Annotated in this window: 20 protein-coding genes; 8 read left to right on the forward strand and 12 right to left on the reverse strand. The window is 45.4% G+C overall.

Features of this window, described 5'->3' with window-relative positions:
- Nucleotides 1-10 precede the first annotated feature (10 nt).
- The 9 genes from ACXAEA_RS02175 to ACXAEA_RS02215 form a co-directional block, all read right to left on the reverse strand.
- Nucleotides 11-1,042 carry an ABC transporter permease gene (locus tag ACXAEA_RS02175; protein ID WP_475094305.1) on the reverse strand — a complete coding sequence of 344 codons (1,032 nt, stop codon included), beginning with the start codon at nucleotides 1,040-1,042 and terminating at the stop codon, nucleotides 11-13.
- A complete protein-coding gene (locus ACXAEA_RS02180; RefSeq protein WP_475094306.1) occupies nucleotides 1,032-1,754 on the reverse strand; it encodes an ABC transporter ATP-binding protein in 723 nt (240 codons plus the stop codon). Before ACXAEA_RS02180 ends, ACXAEA_RS02175 begins: the two co-directional genes overlap by 11 nt.
- Before the next feature lie 133 nt (nucleotides 1,755-1,887).
- Complete coding sequence (locus ACXAEA_RS02185) at nucleotides 1,888-2,787, reverse strand: FixH family protein (RefSeq protein ID WP_475094307.1); 900 nt, start codon at nucleotides 2,785-2,787, stop codon at nucleotides 1,888-1,890.
- Nucleotides 2,784-3,458: an ABC transporter ATP-binding protein gene (locus tag ACXAEA_RS02190; RefSeq protein WP_475094308.1), complete on the reverse strand. Its 675-nt coding sequence runs from the start codon at nucleotides 3,456-3,458 to the stop codon at nucleotides 2,784-2,786. Before ACXAEA_RS02190 ends, ACXAEA_RS02185 begins: the two co-directional genes overlap by 4 nt.
- A complete protein-coding gene (locus ACXAEA_RS02195; RefSeq protein ID WP_475094309.1) occupies nucleotides 3,455-4,252 on the reverse strand; it encodes an ABC transporter permease in 798 nt (265 codons plus the stop codon). The genes ACXAEA_RS02190 and ACXAEA_RS02195 overlap by 4 nt, the downstream gene beginning before the upstream one ends.
- Nucleotides 4,216-5,550: a nitrous oxide reductase family maturation protein NosD gene (nosD, locus tag ACXAEA_RS02200; protein ID WP_475094310.1), complete on the reverse strand. Its 1,335-nt coding sequence runs from the start codon at nucleotides 5,548-5,550 to the stop codon at nucleotides 4,216-4,218. The genes ACXAEA_RS02195 and nosD overlap by 37 nt, the downstream gene beginning before the upstream one ends.
- A 2-nt stretch (nucleotides 5,551-5,552) precedes the next feature.
- Complete coding sequence (locus ACXAEA_RS02205) at nucleotides 5,553-6,122, reverse strand: hypothetical protein (RefSeq protein ID WP_475098039.1); 570 nt, start codon at nucleotides 6,120-6,122, stop codon at nucleotides 5,553-5,555.
- A gap of 84 nt (nucleotides 6,123-6,206) precedes the next feature.
- Nucleotides 6,207-8,078: a Sec-dependent nitrous-oxide reductase gene (gene nosZ, locus ACXAEA_RS02210; RefSeq protein WP_475094311.1), complete on the reverse strand. Its 1,872-nt coding sequence runs from the start codon at nucleotides 8,076-8,078 to the stop codon at nucleotides 6,207-6,209.
- Nucleotides 8,079-8,097: 19 nt separating this feature from the next.
- Nucleotides 8,098-8,547, reverse strand: coding sequence for a cytochrome C (locus ACXAEA_RS02215; protein ID WP_475098040.1), 450 nt, complete (start codon nucleotides 8,545-8,547; stop codon nucleotides 8,098-8,100).
- 307 nt (nucleotides 8,548-8,854) lie between these two features.
- On the opposite strand from ACXAEA_RS02215, the gene ACXAEA_RS02220 reads away from it, so the two are divergent.
- Nucleotides 8,855-9,190, forward strand: a complete 336-nt coding sequence (locus ACXAEA_RS02220) for a hypothetical protein (RefSeq protein WP_475094312.1) — start codon at nucleotides 8,855-8,857, stop codon at nucleotides 9,188-9,190.
- A 26-nt stretch (nucleotides 9,191-9,216) separates the two neighbouring features.
- Here ACXAEA_RS02220 and bshB2 read toward each other — a convergent pair whose 3' ends face one another.
- The 3 genes from bshB2 to pdxK all read right to left on the reverse strand — a co-directional run bounded on the left by bshB2 (nucleotide 9,217) and on the right by pdxK (nucleotide 11,579).
- A complete protein-coding gene (gene bshB2 / locus ACXAEA_RS02225) occupies nucleotides 9,217-9,885 on the reverse strand; it encodes a bacillithiol biosynthesis deacetylase BshB2 (protein WP_475094313.1) in 669 nt (222 codons plus the stop codon).
- Between the two features lie 45 nt (nucleotides 9,886-9,930).
- The gene (locus ACXAEA_RS02230) at nucleotides 9,931-10,278 is read right to left on the reverse strand and encodes a YojF family protein (RefSeq protein WP_475094314.1); all 348 of its coding nucleotides are present in this window, start codon (nucleotides 10,276-10,278) and stop codon (nucleotides 9,931-9,933) included.
- A 476-nt stretch (nucleotides 10,279-10,754) separates the two neighbouring features.
- Entirely contained in the window at nucleotides 10,755-11,579 is an 825-nt protein-coding gene (gene pdxK / locus ACXAEA_RS02235) for a pyridoxine/pyridoxal/pyridoxamine kinase (protein ID WP_475094315.1), read from the reverse strand.
- Nucleotides 11,580-12,097: 518 nt separating this feature from the next.
- Here pdxK and fdhD point away from each other — a divergent pair.
- The 7 genes from fdhD to ACXAEA_RS02270 all read left to right on the forward strand — a co-directional run bounded on the left by fdhD (nucleotide 12,098) and on the right by ACXAEA_RS02270 (nucleotide 20,250).
- Nucleotides 12,098-12,892 carry a formate dehydrogenase accessory sulfurtransferase FdhD gene (gene fdhD, locus ACXAEA_RS02240; protein ID WP_475094316.1) on the forward strand — a complete coding sequence of 265 codons (795 nt, stop codon included), beginning with the start codon at nucleotides 12,098-12,100 and terminating at the stop codon, nucleotides 12,890-12,892.
- Nucleotides 12,893-12,946: 54 nt separating this feature from the next.
- Nucleotides 12,947-15,928 carry a formate dehydrogenase-N subunit alpha gene (fdnG, locus tag ACXAEA_RS02245; RefSeq protein ID WP_475094317.1) on the forward strand — a complete coding sequence of 994 codons (2,982 nt, stop codon included), beginning with the start codon at nucleotides 12,947-12,949 and terminating at the stop codon, nucleotides 15,926-15,928.
- A complete protein-coding gene (locus ACXAEA_RS02250) occupies nucleotides 15,928-16,761 on the forward strand; it encodes a 4Fe-4S dicluster domain-containing protein (protein ID WP_475094318.1) in 834 nt (277 codons plus the stop codon). The genes fdnG and ACXAEA_RS02250 overlap by 1 nt, the downstream gene beginning before the upstream one ends.
- Nucleotides 16,754-17,461, forward strand: a complete 708-nt coding sequence (locus ACXAEA_RS02255) for a formate dehydrogenase subunit gamma (protein WP_475094319.1) — start codon at nucleotides 16,754-16,756, stop codon at nucleotides 17,459-17,461. The genes ACXAEA_RS02250 and ACXAEA_RS02255 overlap by 8 nt, the downstream gene beginning before the upstream one ends.
- 99 nt (nucleotides 17,462-17,560) lie before the next feature.
- Nucleotides 17,561-18,370, forward strand: coding sequence for a formate dehydrogenase accessory protein FdhE (locus ACXAEA_RS02260; protein WP_475094320.1), 810 nt, complete (start codon nucleotides 17,561-17,563; stop codon nucleotides 18,368-18,370).
- Between the two features lie 16 nt (nucleotides 18,371-18,386).
- Nucleotides 18,387-18,986: a molybdenum cofactor guanylyltransferase gene (gene mobA, locus ACXAEA_RS02265; protein ID WP_475094321.1), complete on the forward strand. Its 600-nt coding sequence runs from the start codon at nucleotides 18,387-18,389 to the stop codon at nucleotides 18,984-18,986.
- A 31-nt stretch (nucleotides 18,987-19,017) separates the two neighbouring features.
- Nucleotides 19,018-20,250 carry a molybdopterin molybdotransferase MoeA gene (locus ACXAEA_RS02270; protein ID WP_475094322.1) on the forward strand — a complete coding sequence of 411 codons (1,233 nt, stop codon included), beginning with the start codon at nucleotides 19,018-19,020 and terminating at the stop codon, nucleotides 20,248-20,250.
- Nucleotides 20,251-20,252: the final 2 nt, after the last annotated feature.

Below are 20,252 nucleotides of genomic sequence, written 5' to 3' on the forward strand. Positions count from 1 at the left end.
TCGCCGCGGTTTAGACTGCGCGGTGTTTCCGCAATGCTAATATATTCAGGAACATGAAAAGAACAGAAAACCCGGCCAGCATCAACATATTCCCATAGATGGCATCCCATCCATATCCTCTCACCATAATATCACGCAATGCCTCCGCAGCATAATACAGCGGCGTGATCGGGCCAAGCCAGCTCAGCCAATCGGAGATTGTATCAAGATTGATCAGGCCGGAGAAGAAAAACTGCGGCACGATGATGATCGGAATGAACTGGATCATCTGGAATTCATTGTTCGCAAACGCGGATAACAGGGTGCCAAGCGTCAGCGCCGTCATCGACAGCAATAAAGTGATCAGCAATACATAGAAAAAGGAACCTTCCATCAGCATTCCGAGGATATAGATCGCATACCAGGCAATCAGCGTAGCCTGCAGCATTGTGAAGAGTCCGAATCCAAGAACATAACCGATGACGATTTCCCATTTCCTCAGCGGGCTCGACAGTAACTTTTCAAGTGTGCCGCTCGTTCGTTCCCGTAAAAATGAAATCCCGGAAATGATGAACACGAAGAAGAAGGCAAAGAATCCGAGCAGTACTGGTCCGAAATAATCAAACTGGCCCATATCCTCAGAACCATGAAGATAGTCGACGTTCAGTTCAAATTGTACCTGTGTAGGCAGCAGCTTTTTCGTAGCAAGCTGGATCCACTTCATCACTGCGCCGTTAACGGATGGATCGCTTCCTTCGAGCACGATTTTTTCCACCATCGGGCCATCAAAGACAACATAGCCGTCGAGATCATGGCCGAGGGCATCTTCTTTTGCGATTTTTTCAGAGTCATATTCTGTAATTTTTGCATCGTTTAAATCCAGTTTCTCCACTACAGCGTCTGGGGCATCGACCAAACCAACCTTTGGAATATAGTTTTCTCCGTTAAAAACAAGGTGGAGCATCGTCAAGATCAGGAGCGGGGCGACAAGCATCATTGCTAGCGTCCTTTTGTCCCTCAGAAATTGCCGGATAATCCTGATCACTAAAGCTCTAATTCTCATGATGGACACCTCCGTATGCCAAAAATGCTTCCTCGACGCTGGCTGAACCAGTCTTTTCCTTCAATTCGGCAGGAGTGCCGACTGCGATCAGCCTGCCATCACGAATCAGTCCGAGTCTGTCGCATTTTTCAGCTTCATCCATTACATGTGTTGTAACGATCAGCGTCTTGCCGCTATTTTTTAAATCATAGAATCCTGCCCAGATGCTCTGGCGCAGGACGGGATCAATTCCGACTGTAGGCTCATCGAGGATCAGCAGCTCAGGCTCATGCAGCAATGCAGCAGCAAGGGATAGGCGTCGTTTCATGCCGCCAGAATAATTGGTTACCAGTTTGTTAAGATGAGGGGATAAGTTAACCAGCTCCATCACTTCAAGGATGCGCTTTTTTCTCTTCGAGCCTTTCAGACCGAACAATGATGCGAAGAACTCAAGGTTTTCTTTCGCGGATAACTCGGTGTATAGCGCGTCGGATTGCGCCATGTAGCCAATTTTCTCAATCAGTTCCAATGACGGCATTTTTTCGCCGAAAAGATAGTTTTCACCTTCGCTTGGCATTTCAAGTCCGACAAGCTGCCGTACAAGAGTGGTTTTTCCTGCACCCGAGGGGCCAAGCAGCCCAAAGATTTCACCGTTTTCGATCTCCAGATTGATCTCTCTCAAAACTTCATGGTTGCCGTATCGTTTAGATACATTTTTAATCTCAACAATCATTTGAATTCCACCGCCTTTTAAAAAGTGAGTAATCACTCACTTTTAGGATAACTTAAAATCTACATATTGTATAGTGAGTAATCACTCACAAATTTAAACAAAGAATGACAAAAAAAGCCCTCAAAATGAGGACTTACATAATCTTGATCTTCAACGAATTTACCTGGCTTACTAGCAGTTCTTCATATTCTTTTTCGGCTGTGAAAAGGACTTCCTGTTCGCCGGCTTTTGGATTTTCCTCCTTCACTTTTTGGATTAGGTCATTTTGGACCTTTTGGGTGAGGACAATCCGTTCATACTGCTGCTTTTGGATTTCCCAGAACCGCTCTTCGCCGAATTCGGCGATCAGAGCATTGGCTGCGTCTGAACTGCTATACTGGCTGCGCACATTCTCAATTGCATCCTGGATTTCCTGTTCTGAAGCCTTGTGACCTTTCTCTAGTCCAAGCATGGCCATTGCCCTGAGCCGGATGATTTGGGTTAAAAGCTGGTTCCTATCCTGATTCAGTTTCTCCTGGTTATCCCAATAGGCCATGGCTTCATCCAGTTTTTCACCAGAGTATTTGCTTCTGTCTTTTTCGCGGTTGATCTCGATATGGAGCTTATTGATGAATTGATAAAATTCCAGATCTTCGTCAGTAATCCATTCATCATTGATGGATGCAACGCCTTCAGCTTTTTTGACCTTCATTTCAACAACCTTTTCTTGTGTCATGCCGTCTTTTTTTAACATGAAGCCTGCTTCCCAATTGCCAGCCATTGAAAACTCTGCACTTCCTGAATAAACTCCATCATCCACTTCTTTTAAATCAAGATTGATCATCCCATGGTCCATGCTGGCCATTGCAAGCTCAGCGGAAATTTCAAGATCTGAAACGCTCTTGCCATCTTCTGTGACCTTAATTTCAAATTCCGATTCTTTACCTTCCGAAAAGACCGGTTCCTTCGCAACTTCGACTTTCCAATCAGGCTCCTGGCTGCAGCCAGCCGTTATGAACATAAATAACACGAGTAATCCCGCCAATTTTTTCATTTTTCAATACCCTCCAGCTTCTGGGATTTTAAAAATTCATTAACTGTGTATTTGGAGATCGTTCCATTGTCTAAAAATGCAACATGAGTACAAATCTGCTTAATTTCATCCATGTGATGGGAGGAAAGAAGGATTGTTTTTCCTGACAAGGAACTGAGCACCTCTAAAATTTCCTTCCGTCCCATTGGATCAATGCCGCTTGTTGGTTCATCAAGAATCAAAATGTCAGAATCCTGATAAAGAGTAATAGCCAATCCCAACCGCTGCAGCATTCCTTTGGAATAACCTTTAATCGCCATGTTTCGTTCTTCCCAAAGGACCACAGACCGGAGGAGCTTTTCCATTTTTTCAGAATTGGCCCTTCCATTACCTGCTTGGGCGAAAAATAACATGTTTTCGTAACCCGTCAAAGATGGATACAACATGAACTTCTCCGGCAAATAGGCTATTTCGTTTTTCCACCGCTTACTATTTTTCCGATTCATGCCATTTACCGTTATTTCGCCTTTTCTGATCGGAATCAGGCCAAGCAAACTATTGATAAATGTTGACTTCCCGGCACCGTTTCTTCCTACAAGCGCACAGATCTCATTTTTTTCAATTGATAGGTCTATATCTTTTAAGACTTCTTTATTGCCATAGGACTGTGTTAAACCTGAAACGCTGATCATTCAAACCCCTCCTTGCGATGGAGCAGGATAGAACTGATAAATGAGACAATCATCCAGAACAAAAAGCTTGCTCCAAGGAAGACGCCTGGCTGCAGCCACATGAAAGACTTTAATAGGCGTGACATGTGACCAAATGAGTAAATTCCCAGCCCTGTCTCTAAATACATTCTCACTGCCTGAATTGGATTCAGGAAGTAGGCGAGGGAAAACAGCTTTACATTTTCATGTGTTACATCTTTCATGAATGAGAGCAAAGCAAAATCATGCAGAAAAAAGAAGTAGAACCAGACTATGATGGAAAGACCTGCAATTTGCATCCTTGAACGGCTAATACTGCCAATAAGGGTACCCATCTGGATAAAAATAACCACCAATACCGAGATTGCCAGGATAAAGATAAAATAGGTTACGATATCTGTTGAATAATATATTTTCAATGGTACTAGGTACAGGAAGAACCAGAATAAAACAGGACCTAGAAGCACTAAATGCAGTCCAAGACTTTTTTTAACGAGGAATGCCATAAAGTGATCCTGCCTTGTCAAAAGCATGACAAGTGTTTTCTGCTCTTTTTCCTGGTAAACAGAAAATGCACCCATGAACAGACATAAGATTGGGATGAAATAAACAAGCGTGTCGAAAAGATTGATAAGCAGGATATAAAAGCCTTGATCATAGGAAAGAGCGGATGACCTTACTAGCAAAAGGACAGAAACAAGCATAATGGTCCCGATTGCGAGCCAAAGCCCTTTGCCTCTTATATTTTCCTTCCATTCCTTCCAAATGTAATGCATAACAATTGTCTCCTTTTTACGAAGATTGCCGCAATCAAGACGGCGATTGCCATCATGGCTGGAAAGGAGAATTTACTTTTCTCCCTGCCCATCTGAGGATGGTGATCCTCAAACATTACCTTTTCGTTATCCAGCAGCTGATTCATTGTTTCATAAACTTTTATTGCCGGGCTTTTCAGGAAAAGGTAGACAAGTTCCTGCTCTTCAATCAGTTGATAGAGTGAGGATTTATAGATAGCGGAACTGTCGCCAATGCCATCCTGGTCAAGATCGAGCAAAGGGAAGGAGCTGCCCCAGTGATTGCCTAATCCCTTATAGCTCCACTCATTTCTGCCAGTTCCGCCAAGCGTCACAGCCGGTATTGTATTTTCATCGATTGTATTGCCGGAAAACACCTGCTCATTTGAACTGGCCCAAAGTTCGATTCCTATTTGGTTTTGGGAAATATTATTATTTCGAATCGAATTTCTTGTAGATTGATCTATATATAACCCTCTTTGGTTCATGTAGAAAGTGTTGTTCTCGATATCATTCTCGTTTGCTGATAACACCAGCACTCCGAAGGAACGGTGTCCATAATTAAAGATAAATTGATTGTTTGTTAGCTTTAGATGGCTGGAGTGCATGATGGCCGCTCCACCTGTATTAAATGTGAATATGTTGTTTTTAAATTCGTTGCGGTCTGAATACATGTAATGCAGACCGTAACGTGTTTTGGTTATCTCATTGCCTATTGCCTTGTTATCATTTGCATAATCGAAGAACATTCCGTCTCTTGTTCCTTCGATAAAGTTATTCTTTAATAGATTGCCATTTGAGTAATAAATGTGGAGGCCATTTCCCTGGGCAGCGATTTCTCCCTTTCCAAGCCCAATAATCCGAACATTTTCAATCCTGTTGTTATGCGCTTTGCTTAAATAAACTCCGTGAAAGGATTGTTCAATGCTGATGTTCCTTATGATGTTTCTATCTGTATAGATCTTGATCGCTGCGTATTCTTCAGAGCTGTTTCGGTCCATTCCGCTTTTTCTTATAGCGAGGCCTGCCACAGTGACACCAGGGGCACGCACAGAAATAACATTCCCTTTGCCATCCCCTGAAATGACAGTCCCATTCTTGCCGATAAGGGTCAGTGGCTTATCAATCACGATATTGCCGTTATATATCCTATTTTCAAGCTCGATTATGGCGCCGTCTTTGGCTGAATCAATGACGGCCTGCAGGTTTTCTGCTGCCGTCCCTTGTTCCGGAATCGTCATAACGGAAAAGAGCAAGAGCAGCCAAAGAATTTTTTTCATGGTCAACGATCCCTCCAGAGGGGAATGAGAATCAGGATGAATGCTGCTAATACCAAATAAGAACCCAGTCCAAGATAGCTGTTTGTGATGAAGTTTGCGAGCGTGTTTTCGCCAAGGATTGGCGGGACAAATGGTTCTACCTTTATTGGTGCTGTCGGGCTTAAATCTGTTCCAAAGTCATGAAGCCAGCGCCGCAGGTCCCAAACACCAAGCAATCCGCCAATTGTAAAAGTTCCAATCAGGATATAGAGAAGCTTTTTACTTCTTAGGATGGCAGTAAGGAGTGTGAGTGCGGCTAATCCGCCAATCAAGTACTTAAGATAACTGAGCTCAGGGAAGTTTTCTTCACTGAAGCCCTTCATTCCAATATAGTGGTTAAGCCCATTGACAATATCAATTTCGCCTTGCAATTGATCTGGATACACAATGATGTTCAACCCTTCAGGATATTGGGGAGCAAAAAACTCCATTCCCCACCATGGGAAAAATATGGATGCTGCTATTAATACAGCTGCAGCAGCAATCAATCCGGAAGAGAGAATAGAGAGTTTTTTTCCAGCCAAAGGAATCACGCCCTTTCTATTTACAGGATTTAAAAGGGGAGAGGGCATCAACATCAGAGGATGATACCCTTCACCTGTTTTCATTTGGAATTATTAAGGCTTTACAAGGAAGTACCCGGTCATTTCCTGATGCAGCGCTGAGCAGAAGTTCGTGCAGTAAATCGGGAATGTTCCTGCTTTATCGGCTGTAAATTCTACTGTATTTGTCTGTCCAGGCTGTACTTCAATATTTAAGTCGTAACCATTGATTGCGAAGCCGTGCGTAATGTCCTGGTCAAAATCAATATTTGTCAGGTGGATAAAGACTTTATCTCCTTTTTTGACTTCGATTTGGTCAGGCCTTTTCGCTTTTGAATCGAAAATGAACTTTGAGCGCATGGCGATTCCGTACACATGGACTTCGTTGCCTTTGCGTTCGATTCGTGTTTCTTCCTGACTATAAACTGCATCTGGGTTTTTCTCATCCTTTGGGTAGACTGTGATGGTCTTGATTTTGTCTGCCTTGATCATTTGTGCATAGTGTGGTTCAGGGTTTACAGGGGCAGACTGGATGACTTCCATCTTGTCGCCGCGCAAGTCGATAAGCTGCATCGATTCAGGATGGGAAGGCCCGACAGATAGATAGCTATCTTTCGCAATTTTGTTTAAGGCAATGATGTATTTTCCATCAGGTGCGACTGTGTCGCCTTCAGCTGCTACAGAGTGTCCAGGTGAGTACTGTACAGGAACCCGGTCTAATGTTTCGCCTGTTTTAGGATCCCATTTAACAATTTCAGATGAGATGAACATGGTGGTGTAGGCTAATCCTTTGTCATCGAACTGGGTGTGAAGCGGTCCCAATGCGTTTTCAGGGTTAACTTCTCTTTCCATGACTGATTCATATTTGATGATTGGAATTCCGTTGCGTTCTCCTGCAAAGTCTTTGTTTTCAATCGCTTTAAACGCTTTTTCAAAAGAAAACACGGTCATCGCCGGCGCTAATTTTCCGGATGCAATGAAGTGCTTGCCATCTGGAGTGACATCGACACCATGCGGCGATTTAGCCACAGGCACTAAATAGATTCCGCCCTTATGCTTTTCAGGGAAGATCATTTTCTGTCCTGTCACTTCATCATACTGTCCGTCCTTGACCATCTTCTCGAGCTCTTTCCAGTTGAACAGGACGATGAAGTCGCGGTCTGCCTGTGAAGCATTGATTTCTAGATTCGTTGTAGCTTCTTCTGTGTTATACGTGGTCATGACTGCCCAATCCTTAGATTCCTTTTTCCCTGCATCCGATAAGTCATAGGACCATGGCGGAAGAGCGACCTGATAGGCAATGTTCAATTTTTCATTCTTCTCATCGAATGTGACAGCGGACATCACTCCGCGGTATTTATCGCTATATTCGTCCAATGGAGCATATTCTCTGCCGATCGGTACCGCAAACCGGGTTGGAAGGAACATATATTCAGTGTTTTCAGTAACGAACGCTGCACAGTGAGGACCGCTCGTATTCGGAACATTGATGATATCACGCACTGTGAACGTTTCGAGGTTCATGACAGCAGCACGGCTGTTCCCGACGTCGGTCGCAAACATGTATTTGCCGTCATAGTCCCCATTTGTCTCAGAAAATGCCGGGTGATGGAGGTCTCCCCAGGTAAACCCGCCCATCATTTCTTTTGAGTGGTTATCAAAACCGTATCCTGTTGCTGAATCTGGGCTGAATACCGGTACCGTCCTGATATGCCTCATGGAAGGGACGCCATAAATGAACATCTGCCCTGAGTGACCGCCTGATGCAAATAGATAATACTCATCCTTTTCACCAAATGGTACATATACCTTTTCTGCACTTGACTTGTTTTTGCTGCTGTCCGCAATGGCTTCATTTCGGTTCCCAGGTGAAAAATCAGCGAATAAAACTGTTGCGGCCAGGAGCCCGGTTGCAAGTCCAGAGGCAATTGGAATCCATTTTTTCATCAACCTTGCACCACCTTATTTATTTTTTGGAAGCTTCCTCAAGAATCTTTACCACTTCGGAAATCTCTTGCTCTGATAGTGGATTACCGCCGATGACACCTGACATTACAGCAGAGGTTGGCTCTTTTAAAAACTGGTCGATTGGCTTTCCATGTTTGCCCTCTACATTTTCAAATGCCTTTGATAGATCCGGTCCGGTAGCTCCGCCGGTGAGGTTTAATGAGGAAACCGAATGACACCCAAGGCAGCCTTTTGCCTTAAGGATGTTATCGTCAGCAGATACAGTCTGAGCAGCCTGGTCCTCGTCATTTTCTTGCTTGCTGTCACTTGCTGGTTTGGATTGTTCCTTTTCTGGTTTTGCCACCTCGGTTGGGTTATCATTACTGCTGCCTGCAACCTCAAAGGCTATATAACCAAGCCCGAGGCCGAGCAGAGCGCTGATGACAAAACTAATCAAAGCTTTTTGCATCACTTTCTTACCCCCTTTAAGTGTTTTTCACTAATTATCGTAACTTGATGAAAAGATCAGAAGTGTGATGAGCTTCACACAATAGTTCCATAATTGTGAAAGGTATTTGAACGGGATGTGTCTAAAATATGAAGGAGGTGTTGGCGCTTACATTTAGAGAATCAATGAAATTATAAGTGCAGAAAAGTGGTTTTAGATGCGCACCTTTCTTTTAGTTGTCTAAAGGGTGAATGAAAAGTAATGGGTTTTTGTGATAATATTAGAGGGAAATAGCTGAAAATTAAAAAAATATAGAGGAAGTGATCTCTTGTTTCTTAAGAAGAAGAGATGGGTGTTTATTCTTGCCCCAATTATTTTAATAGGCTGTCTTTATTCCTATGATGCTAGTTTAGAAGTGTATACGAATAAAAAAGACGGGGTACTCGTCTATAAGGATAAAGAATTCCAGCGCGGCTATGATAGTTATCAAAAATATTATTTGAATGGAGAAAAAAACTTCGAGCTCGACCGGTTGATCGGCAAGACAAATAACAGCAAATTCCTTGGTTTCAAAGAGTCTGTTTGGAAAATCAAAGGGAAACCGGAGCAGGAAGTTGTGTTTGTAAAGGGATTGATGGTTGAAGGAATATATGAGCGGAAATGAAAAATCCACCCTAAAAGGTGGATTGATCAGGAAAACTTATACGTCCAGAAGCGTTCGTTATTGATCCAGGCCATTGTCTTAGGATCTTTTTCCTTCAGCTTATCAGCCATTTCAGCAAGCATCAGTTCCGTCTGGGAGCGGTGTGCCTTGATTGCTTCAAGCTTGATGTCCGCAACAGCGCTGATATCATGGACGATATCCGGCTCTCCCAGCTCTTCGACGCAATTTCTTGAGAATGCGACGCAGTGCAGCTTCGGTCTGTCAGCTTCGGGGATTTTTCCAACGGCGCTCACCACTGCTGCACCTGTTGCCTCATGGTCCGGGTGGACGGAGTACCCAGGATAGAAGGTGATGACGAGTGAAGGATTCAATTCGGTAATCAGTGAGGACATAAGATTGCTTAGCATATTCTCATCCTCGAACTCGACCGTCTTGTCACGGAAACCTAGCATGCGCAAATCATTAATCCCAAGTGCGTGTGCTGCTGCCTTTAATTCCTGTTCCCGGATTGCAGGCAGCGTTTCGCGGTTCGCAAACGGCGGGTTTCCCATATTTCGGCCCATCTGCCCAAGCGTCAGGCAGGCATATGTGACAGGAGTCCCCAGGTTGACATGTGATGCGATTGTACCGGAAACACCGAATGCCTCATCATCGGGATGAGGGAATACCACAAGTACATGCCTTTCTTTTTCCATCGTAAAATCTCTCCTTTCGGCCAGCCTGTTCAAAGCTGAGTGTCTCTAATTAAAAGGCGTTTCGCTTATTTGCAGAGCGACGGCAAGCTTTCCGCTAAAATCATGGCCGGCAAGCAGCAGCCTTCCTTTATCATCGATTTCGAAATGGGTGATCCCTTCAGCGTATACCCAGCCAAATGGGATTTTCAATCCGACCCGATAAGGTCCTTCACCTGTCATCTTCGCTCGCTCATATGTAACCTTCGCGTTGCGGATAAAAGCCCCAGATGAGAAAAACGATTCATTGTTATGTGAGGCATATGCACCATTAGTTGTTTCCAAATGGATGTAGACTTCCTTGTCTGCAAAACGTTCCAGAGTTTCCTGGACTTCTGATAAAATAACCGGATCCATCTTCATTCCTCCTTCCCGAGTCGATGCGGCAGCACTATGTCATGCAGTTTATATTAGCCGAATGAACAGCCTTCTATGTTAAAAATCGATTATATCTATATTACTAAAAAACACTTCTGAAAGCGAAATGTATGCTTTAAGTGAATTGTTTTTTAGGGGAAAAACAAAAAGGATGGCAGCCGCCATCCTTTTTGTTTTGAGATAAGAAAGAATAAATTTCACTCCGAGAAATGTCCAGCTCCAGCGCCTAGCCCCTCGAGACGCTTGTCTAGCTCGGCTCCTAACTCCTCGAGACGCTTCGGTCCTGCCGATGAAGTCAAAGAGCGACTTCACTGTCAGGCCCTCCAGCGCTTGTCGGAGTTGGGCAGTCGCCTACACATTTCGATTTCGGTCCGCCCAATGAAGTCAAAGAACGACTTCACTGGTCGGACCTCCACCGCTTGTCGGGGCTGACCGAGGCGCTTTCGCTTTTCTTATTATTCGCCACGATTGCCGTCTGCGAATTTATTGTATGCAAGGTGCATGGTTGGGCCTACGTATTCATTCAGCCTGAAGCCGTGTTTGATTGCTTCAGTGATGAAGCCTTTTGCCACGTCCAATGCCTCATTGACTGTCTTGCCTTTTGCAAGCTGTGCTGTGATCGCTGAAGCGAATGTGCAGCCTGCACCGTGCGTAAAGCTGGTTTCGACTTTTTCAGATTCGAAAAGGGTGAATTCTTTTCCATCATAAAGAAGGTCTACAGCTTTTTCGTGGTTCAGCTTGTTTCCGCCCTTGATCATGACATTTTTTGCTCCAAGGTCATGAATCTTAACCGCTGCTTCTTTCATGTCATCTACCGTACGGATCGGGCCAGTCTGTGCAAGCTGCCATGCTTCGAACAGATTTGGAGTAACGACTGTTGCTCTTGGAAGAAGCAATTCTCTCATTGCGTCTGTGTTTTCAGGCATCAGGACCTCGTCTTCTCCTTTGCATACCATTACAGGGTCGATGACGACCTTTTCTAATTTGAATTCATCGATTTTGCGTGCGGCAAGCTCGATAATGTCAACCGTACCAAGCATTCCTGTCTTCATCGCGTCGATGCCGACGGAAAGGATCGTTTCAAGCTGCTTTTCAACAAGATCAACTGGCTGCGGGAAAACTTCGTGGTGCCAGTGATTTTTAGGGTCCATCGTCACGATTGTCGTAAGAGCGGTCATCCCATAAACGCCAAGCTCCTGGAATGTCTTAAGGTCAGCCTGGATGCCAGCGCCGCCGCTAGTATCGGAACCTGCGAGTGTTAACACCTTTTTCAAAGCCATGAACAAATACCTCCATTTTTCAAAAACTGGCGCCGGGCTAGACCGGTCACCTTTCTTCACTTTCTTATGATTATACCAATTCTGATGGATTAGACAAAGAATTGGTTTTGTTCAGTCATTTCACCTCGGCACATGAGGTTTCTCATTCCATGTTAAAGTGGAAGCCGTAATTTTTGACGATTTTGTGTCATTAGCAAGTTGCCGTGATGAAAGTTACTGAGAGGGAGAATGAATTCGTTTAGGATTGGTATGTGAAATTTGGCACAGCTTGGGATAAAAATCTTTCGTTAACAGAAAATCTTGATTGTTAAAGAATTAGACAATTTTCATCTATATTATTGTAACAATTGACGCAGTTGAAACCATTCTTTTTCCAGTACATTAAGGGTGTAGGGGTATTGCTCTCTTATTCATAGTGGAATGTAAATTAACAGTTTAGAAGGTTGAGAAACCGTTTTTGGAATAGTCGGTTGCTGCATCATAACCCATGACGAACGACCAGATAAGGGGTGAAAAACATGAACATGAAAGGCTGTCCCGAAGAGTATCCTATCAGCCTCAAATTGAATGGATACGAAATCGCTGTTTTCCAGCTGACAAATCAGGATCTGGAGGATTGGGTATATGGCTACCTTTTTTCCGAGGGGATGATTGATACACCTGAAGATATTGTCAGTGTTCATTTTAATGAAAAAACAGGCAATCTGAACGTGACGTTGTGCAATTCCTTTGACCCTGAACAGCTGTTTTCAAAAAAGAAGCATTATACAGCTGGCTGCGGCCGCGGAGTGACGTTCTTTTCGATGACGGATGTGAAGAAGTTCAACAAAGTGAATTCAGATGAAACCTATTCGCTGACATATTTATTAAAAAAACGCGCCGAATTCGCACAGAATTCGCCGTTATACCTGGAAACAGGCGGTATGCACGGCGCATGCATCATCCTTGAGGATGGAAGCATTGAAGTCCGTGAAGACATCGGCAGGCATAATGCGGTCGACAAAATTATTGGCCATGCAATTCGTAAGCGTTTGCATCCTGATCGGCTTGTCTTGATGACGACTGGAAGGGTTTCATATGAAATGCTCTCAAAGGCAGCGAAGTTTGGTTTTGCCGTCATTGGCTCGCGCACCGCGGCCACAAAGCAGGCTGTGCAATTAGCCCGATTCCTTAATATAGAGGTCGTTGGCTACCTGCGCGGAAAAATGGCGACCGTTTATACTTCAGCCGGGAGGATCAATGATGACCTGAACCCGACATCTGCTTCTGAAGGCCTCCTTGAAAGGGGGGAAGCCCAGCAGTTATTGAATTAGATTACCTGTGGGATTAGGGATGTTCTTAGCAACTATTGGGAAGGAGAGAGAGAGATGGTTGAAATCAACCTGAATCGCCGGCAGTTCCTGAAGCTGTCAGGTGCCACTGCGGCTACCCTGGCTGTTGTCGAGCTTGGCTTCAATGAAATTGAAGTCCATGCGAAAACAAAAGAATTCAAGATTGCCAAAGCTACTGTTACACCAACCATTTGTCCATACTGCGCGGTCGGCTGCGGAATTTTAGTCCATACAAAAAACAAAGATGTGGTATATACGGAAGGGGATCCGGATCATCCCATCAATGAAGGAAGCCTGTGCAGTAAAGGGACGACGATCAGACAGCTTTTCACTTCAGAGAAACGCGTCCTGAAGCCGCGTTATCGCGCTCCTGGTAGCGATAAATGGGAAGAAAAAGACTGGGGATGGATGCTCGATACCATAGCCAAACGCGTGAAGGAAACACGCGACAAAACATTCGTTGAAAAATCTGGCGGAATGTATGTCAATAAAACGGAAGCGATCGCCAGCCTTGGCGGTGCTGCACTTGATAATGAAGAGACTTATTTGCTCGCGAAAATGATGAGAGGGCTTGGTGTCACTTATTTAGAGCACCAGGCACGAATATGACATAGTTCTACGGTTGCCGGTCTGGCACCTTCATTTGGTCGTGGAGCAATGACAAACCATTGGAATGATCTGCAGCATACAGATTGTGCATTGATCATAGGAGCTAACCCTGCTGAAAACCATCCAATCAGCTTCAGATGGCTTTTAAAGGCAAGGGAAAACGGAGGCAAAATCCTGTCTGTCGATCCGCGTTTTACAAGAACGTCTTCACAGGCTGACATTTATGCCCCGCTTCGATCAGGAACGGATATTCCATTTATCGGAGGCTTGATCAATTACTCGATTGAAAATAATCTTTTCCACAAAGAGTATGTTGCTAAATATACAAATGCATCCTTCATTGTCAAAGAAGGATTCGATTTTAAAGACGGCTTGTTCAGTGGTTATGATGAAGCAACCCGTTCTTATGAGAAGGAAAGCTGGTCATTTGAAACAACAGAGGACGGGAAGCCAGTAAAGGATGAAACACTGCAACATCCCAGATCTGTTTTCCAATTGATGAAAAAGCATTATTCCAGATACGACGTTGATACAGTATCAGCGGTGACGGGAACACCTAAGGAAGAATACCTGAAGGTGGCAGAAACATTCTGCTCAACTGGAAAAACAGGAAGAGCAGGTACCATTTTATATGCAATGGGTACCACCCAGCATACAGTCGGAACTCAGAACGTTCGATCATATGCCATGCTTCAGCTGCTTCTTGGAAACATTGGGATGCCTGGCGGCGGCGTTAACGCGCTCCGCGGTGAATCCAACGTTCAAGGTTCAACAGATTTTGGATTGCTTTTCGGGGACCTTCCAGGCTATCTTGGAGCACCAAAAGAGCTTCCTGAACATGCAACGCTTAAAGCGTACCTGGAAAAAGAAACACCAAAGACCGGCTACTGGAGCAATAAGCCAAAATTTGTAGTCAGCTTATTGAAGGCATGGTATGGGCCGAATGCTACAAAAGAAAATGAGTTCTGTTATCAATACATTCCAAAAGGTAACAAGAATTACTCCCATATCGCGCTTTTCAATGCCATGTACAAAGGAGAGCTGAACGGTACATTCCTGTTTGGAACAAACCCTGTTGTAGGCGGGCCAAATGCCGGCAAGGAAAAAGAAGCTCTCAGCAACCTTGATTGGCTCGTGGCTGTTGACCTTTGGGAAACGGAGACGTCATCCTTCTGGCAGAAAGAAGCTGGCAGCGACCCATCTAAGATCAATACAGAAGTGTTCCTGCTTCCGGCAGCATCTTCTTATGAAAAAGAAGGAACGGTTTCAAACAGCGGGCGCTGGATGCAATACCGTTGGAAGGCGATTGAACCTAAAGGTGAGGCAAAAGCAGATATGGAAATCATCCATATGCTTATGCAGCGCCTGAAGGCAATGTATAAAAATGAGGCTTCACCAGCAGCAAAAGCGATTAATGCATTGTACTGGAATTATGGTGAACATGACCATCCTGAATTCGATCTCGTTGCAAGGGAAATCAACGGATATTACACAAAAACAGGCAAACAGGTCGAAAACTTCGGAATGCTCGCTGATGATGGATCTACATGTTCCGGTAACTGGATTTATTCTGGATTCTATCCTGAAGAAGGCAACCTTTCTAAGCGCCGTGACAACAAAGACACAGGGATGGGCAACTTCCTGAACTGGTCATATGCATGGCCGATGAACCGCCGCGTTCTTTATAATCGGGCTTCTGCAGATCCAGGCGGGAAGCCGTGGAATAAGGATAAAGCTGTTATCTGGTGGGATGAAGCAGCGAAAAAATGGGCCGGAAACGATGTTCCAGACTTTAAAGCAGTTGTTGCGCCTTCAGATCCAGGCGGCACTAACCCGTTCATCATGACAAAGGACGGAGTTGGCGGCATGTTCGCTCCGACATTGAACGATGGTCCATTCCCTGAACACTATGAGCCGTTTGAAAGTCCGGTGCCAAATGCATTCTCAAGCCAGGAATTCAATCCGACGATCAAGGTTTGGGACGGTGACTTCAACCTTAAAGGCACGAAGAAGAAATTCCCGATCGTCGCGACAACTTACCGTGTAAGTGAACACTGGCAATCAGGTTCGATGACACGCAACCAGCAGTGGCTGTCAGAGCTTGCCGGCCATATGTACATTGAAATGAGCGAAGAGCTTGCGAAGGAAAAAGGCATCAAGAATAAAGACAAAGTCATCGTCACATCCGCGCGCGGCGAAGTGAAAGCATACGCGATGGTGACCAAGCGCTTCAAGCCGCATACGGTCAATGGCAGGAAAGTCCACCAGATCGGCATGCCTTGGCACTTCGGATATAAAGGATATGCAACAGGGGATACAGCAAACCGCCTGACACCTCATATCGGGGACGCGAACACAATGATTCCTGAGTATAAGGCATTCCTCTGCGATGTAAGGAGGGCTGACTGATGCCAAAAGCGGAATATGTAAAATTTGTCGATGTCACCAAGTGTGACGGCTGCCGTGCATGTATGGTCGCCTGTAAAAACTGGAATGACCTTCCGGCTGAACCGGAAGCCTTCCAGGGCAGCGTCCAGTCGCACGCGAATGTAACTGCGAACACCTGGAACGTACTGTCATTCATCGAGCACGAAAACGGAAAAGGCAATCTTGAGTACCTTTTCCGTCATTCATCCTGTTTCCATTGCTCGGAAGCGGCATGCGTAAAGGTTTGCCCGGAGGATGCGATGCACTATACAGAATTCGGCACTGTCGATGTGAACACGGATAAATGTGTCGGCTGCGGCTATTGCGTACAGAACTGCCCATTCGATGTCGTTCAACTGGCAACGTATAAAGATAAAAACGGCAAGGAGTACAAGAAGGCACAGAAATGCACCATGTGCGTCGACCGTCTTGAGGAAGGCATGCAGCCTGCCTGTGTCACCACCTGTCATACAGATGCGATGGAGTTCGGAACGAAAGAAGAAATGCTCAAAAAAGCTGAGAAGCGCCTGAGCGAAATCAAGGATCGCTTCCCGAATGCGATGATCTACAATCCAGAAGGAGTCGGAGGGACACATACAATCTATGTGCTGGCAGAAAAACCATCTGTCTATGGATTGCCTGAGAAGCCTAAGGTCCCGACATCTGCAGTCGTCTGGAAGGATTACGCACAGCCAATCGGCAAGATGATGCTTGGTGCGACAAGCATGGCACTTGTGGGGGCTTTCGTGACCAGCAAATTATTCAATAAAGAAGGCAAAAGCCATGAAGAGGATGGAGGTGGCAGCCATGAGTAAACCAGTGAATTCTGATGTTAAAGTAAAGCGTTTCTCGAAAGGCTTCGTCATTGCGCATGCCGTGAACGCCATTTCTTTTTTCGCTTTGTATATTACGGCACTGCCAATGTATACAGAGTGGTTTGACTGGCTGTACCCTGTGCTTGGCGGGCCGGAGGGAGCACGCCTGCTCCACAGGATTTTTGCAATCGCGTTCATCCTGCCTACTTTCATCTGGCTGATCATGGACCCTAAAGGGCTCATTCGCTGGGGCAAAGAGCTTGTTACCTGGAAGAAGCGGGATTTGCAGTTTTTTACTGAGTTCGTTAAAGAGCTGTTCGGCTTTAAATTCAAGCATGTAAAACAAACCTTCTTCAACGCTGGTGAAAAAATCAACTCAATCATCCAGATCCTGACTGCGATCCTGATCATCGGTTCCGGATTCCCGATGTGGTTCCCAGACCTGTTCCCGAAGGCAGTCGTCCTATGGGCATATGTAGCACACAATATCGGTTTCGGTTTGGCGATTGCGGTAGTAGTCGGCCACATCTACCTCAGTGTCATCCACAAAAATTCAAGACCAGGATACACAGGCGTCATTACCGGAGAGGTCCCGGCATGGTGGGCAAAGGACCACTATACAGAATGGTATGAAGAAGAAGTCAAGAAAGGCAACTTCCCTGACCTTGATAAAAACAAGAACAAGAAAAAAGGCGCGTAAATCATCAATAAAGGGAATGGCTGCCCGTCCGGGCACCATTCCCTTCAAAGTTTAGATTCAGAAAGAGACTAGATTACGAATGAAAGAGGGGCTGAAGCAATGAAGAAGTCCGTTGTCTCAAAAGAGTACCAGAAATTGCAGAGGGATATCATCAGATTGCAGGAACAATGGAAAACTGGTTTGAACCCTGACCGTGTCCAGCCTAATCTTGATAAAGCAGCAATGGAGGCAGGCGTTCCTGTACTCGCGTTGACGGCCATTGACTTTGATATTTCCCTATTCTTACAGTGGATAGAGGATATTGGCGAGCTTTTAGCGAAGTATCAATCAGAGCTCAAGAATTCAATGGAATCGATTAAAAGATTGTTAGATGAAGAGACGGCAAAAAGGTGGATCGATGAAGCCTTTGCTTTTAACCATATCTACTTTGCAAGTTTTGCAGAGGAAAATGAAATTGACAGATGGATCCCGCAATTCATTGCCGAAACAGTATTGCGTCCTTATTTGCAGCTGGCTGCTGAGAAAGTCCAGGAAGAGATTCAGTACGGGGTGCATGGAGCGGGCTGTCCTGTTTGCGGAGAACCGGTTCGTCTCGCCCAGCTTGAAGATGGAGGAAAGAAGGTCATTCACTGCCCGCGCTGCCTTGCGCACTGGCAAGATAAGCGCATAACCTGTTCCCATTGTGGCAATGAAGATCATGAAACGGTTCAGTTCCTGACAATCGAAGGGGATGCAGCTGCCCAAATCCAGGTTTGTGAGGAATGCAAGGGATATACTAAGGTAATAGATACTAGACAGTATATTGTGAAGCCAACACCAGCCATGCTTGACTTGAACACAATCCATCTGGATTTTGTCGCGCAGGAGAATGGCTATAAAGCAGCGGGTCAAACAAAACAGACGAATTAAAAGAAGGTGCTGTGGGATGAAAGCTGGAGCGATTATTTTATCAGGCGGCAAATCTAGCAGGATGGGGACAAACAAAGCTCTCCTGAAATTTCAAGAAAAAACGAATATTGAGAGAATTATCGATGAGTTAAAGCATGTATTTGATGATATAATTCTAGTAACGAATGATCCTGAAACCTATCAATTTTTAAATATTAAAACGGTTACAGACCAGTATCCGGGTTCTGGACCGCTGGCAGGCATCCATGCGGGGCTTGAGGCATCAGACTATGAAGAGAACTTCATAGTGGCATGCGATATGCCATTTGTCTCAGCAGAGCTTGCATCCAGCCTGGTTAAGGTCCTGAAGCATCATGATGCGGTCATCCCTGTAAGCGAGGGCAGGCAGCATCCGCTTTTTGCTGCCTACCAAAAAAGGGTCGCACGATATGCTGCGGACTGTATCGAAGAGGGGACACTGAGGATCAGGCAAATGCTTGAGGGGCTGGATGTGCGATACCTCGATGAATCAGATTTGCAGCTGTATTGCGAAGGCAGCCTGGAACGCGTCTTTTTCAATATGAATCATCCAGAAGAATATGAAAATGCGAAAAAATGGGCGGAATCCGGAGAATAGTTTTCAGGTGCTAGAAAGGAAGTTAGGCAGCATGCAATTTTTCAAAGTGAAAACGGTTGAAGAGACCTTTGCATTAATTGATGAAAAAATCAGCAAGATCAGGGAAACCGAAATCCGCTCGCTTGATGAGGCACTCCATTACATCCTGGCAGAGGATGTCACGGCGGAAGAGAATGTACCCGGTTTTGACCGGTCGACCGTCGATGGCTATGCCGTCATCGCCAGGGACACATATGGCTCTTCTGAATCCATGCCAGGCTTCTTGAATGTCGCCGGTGAGGTCCATATGGGAGAAGAAGCCGTAAAGCCGGTTTGCAGGGGCGAGGCGATTTATGTCCCAACGGGCGGAATGCTTCCTCCTGACAGTGACAGCGTGCTGATGATCGAGCATTGCGAGGAGATCGGCGGGCTCTTGAATACGTACAAGCAGATCGCGCCAGGCGAGAATGTCATCAGGAAAGGCGAAGACATCAAGGCAGGCGAAGTTCTGTTAACCTCAGGGACAAAATTGCGGCCGCAGGAACTTGGAGCGCTGGCGGCACTTGGTGTTTCCGAAGTGAAAGTCTACCGTAAGCTGAAAGCTGCGTACCTTTCTTCAGGGGACGAAATCGTTCCTTATGAAACGAAAACACTTGAAACAGGGCAAATCCGTGATATCAATTACCTGACTGTCAAGGGTCTTGCCAGTGAATGGGATATTGAGGTCATCTATGGCGGCATCACGCGTGATGACTATCAGGAATTCTCCAGCAAAGCCCGTGAATTATATCAACAGGCTGACTGCCTTATTTTATCAGGGGGAAGTTCAGTCGGCACGAAGGACTATACGACAGAGGTCATCCAGTCACTCGGTGACCCAGGTGTGTTTGTCCATGGCATTTCCATCAAGCCAGGGAAGCCGACAATCCTGGCTGTTGCAGATGGAAAACCGGTGATCGGACTTCCGGGGCATCCAGCATCCGCAATGATCATTTTCAAGCTTTTTGGCGAAAGGGTCATCAGAAGGCTGAAGGGTGAAAGAATCGAACACAGACCTGAGCGGATTTTTGCCCGGATCGTAAAAAACATCCCATCCTCACCAGGCCGCTCGGATTATATCAGGGTCAGGCTGGAAGAAAGAGATGGAGAATGGTGGGCAGAGCCGATCATCGGCAAATCCGGACTGATTACAACTTTGGTAAAAAGCGATGGAATCGTCGAGATTGTTTCCGAAAAAGAGGGGATTTCTCAAGGCGAATACGTTCCAGTGATTTTGACGAGATAGGG

Source organism: Mesobacillus sp. ABV4_180 (assembly GCF_056158485.1).

Excerpts from the sequence above, each read along its gene's own strand:
- ACXAEA_RS02175 (WP_475094305.1), bottom strand. The coding sequence starts at position 1,042 with ATGAGAATTAGAGCTTTAGTGATCAGGATTATCCGGCAATTTCTGAGG.
- ACXAEA_RS02180 (WP_475094306.1), bottom strand. The coding sequence starts at position 1,754 with ATGATTGTTGAGATTAAAAATGTATCTAAACGATACGGCAACCATGAA.
- ACXAEA_RS02185 (WP_475094307.1), bottom strand. The coding sequence starts at position 2,787 with ATGAAAAAATTGGCGGGATTACTCGTGTTATTTATGTTCATAACGGCT.
- ACXAEA_RS02190 (WP_475094308.1), bottom strand. The coding sequence starts at position 3,458 with ATGATCAGCGTTTCAGGTTTAACACAGTCCTATGGCAATAAAGAAGTC.
- ACXAEA_RS02195 (WP_475094309.1), bottom strand. The coding sequence starts at position 4,252 with ATGCATTACATTTGGAAGGAATGGAAGGAAAATATAAGAGGCAAAGGG.
- nosD (WP_475094310.1), bottom strand. The coding sequence starts at position 5,550 with ATGAAAAAAATTCTTTGGCTGCTCTTGCTCTTTTCCGTTATGACGATT.
- nosZ (WP_475094311.1), bottom strand. The coding sequence starts at position 8,078 with ATGAAAAAATGGATTCCAATTGCCTCTGGACTTGCAACCGGGCTCCTG.
- ACXAEA_RS02215 (WP_475098040.1), bottom strand. The coding sequence starts at position 8,547 with ATGCAAAAAGCTTTGATTAGTTTTGTCATCAGCGCTCTGCTCGGCCTC.
- bshB2 (WP_475094313.1), bottom strand. The coding sequence starts at position 9,885 with ATGGAAAAAGAAAGGCATGTACTTGTGGTATTCCCTCATCCCGATGAT.
- ACXAEA_RS02230 (WP_475094314.1), bottom strand. The coding sequence starts at position 10,278 with ATGGATCCGGTTATTTTATCAGAAGTCCAGGAAACTCTGGAACGTTTT.
- pdxK (WP_475094315.1), bottom strand. The coding sequence starts at position 11,579 with ATGGCTTTGAAAAAGGTGTTAACACTCGCAGGTTCCGATACTAGCGGC.
- fdhD (WP_475094316.1), top strand. The coding sequence starts at position 12,098 with ATGAACATGAAAGGCTGTCCCGAAGAGTATCCTATCAGCCTCAAATTG.
- ACXAEA_RS02250 (WP_475094318.1), top strand. The coding sequence starts at position 15,928 with ATGCCAAAAGCGGAATATGTAAAATTTGTCGATGTCACCAAGTGTGAC.
- ACXAEA_RS02255 (WP_475094319.1), top strand. The coding sequence starts at position 16,754 with ATGAGTAAACCAGTGAATTCTGATGTTAAAGTAAAGCGTTTCTCGAAA.
- ACXAEA_RS02260 (WP_475094320.1), top strand. The coding sequence starts at position 17,561 with ATGAAGAAGTCCGTTGTCTCAAAAGAGTACCAGAAATTGCAGAGGGAT.
- mobA (WP_475094321.1), top strand. The coding sequence starts at position 18,387 with ATGAAAGCTGGAGCGATTATTTTATCAGGCGGCAAATCTAGCAGGATG.
- ACXAEA_RS02270 (WP_475094322.1), top strand. The coding sequence starts at position 19,018 with ATGCAATTTTTCAAAGTGAAAACGGTTGAAGAGACCTTTGCATTAATT.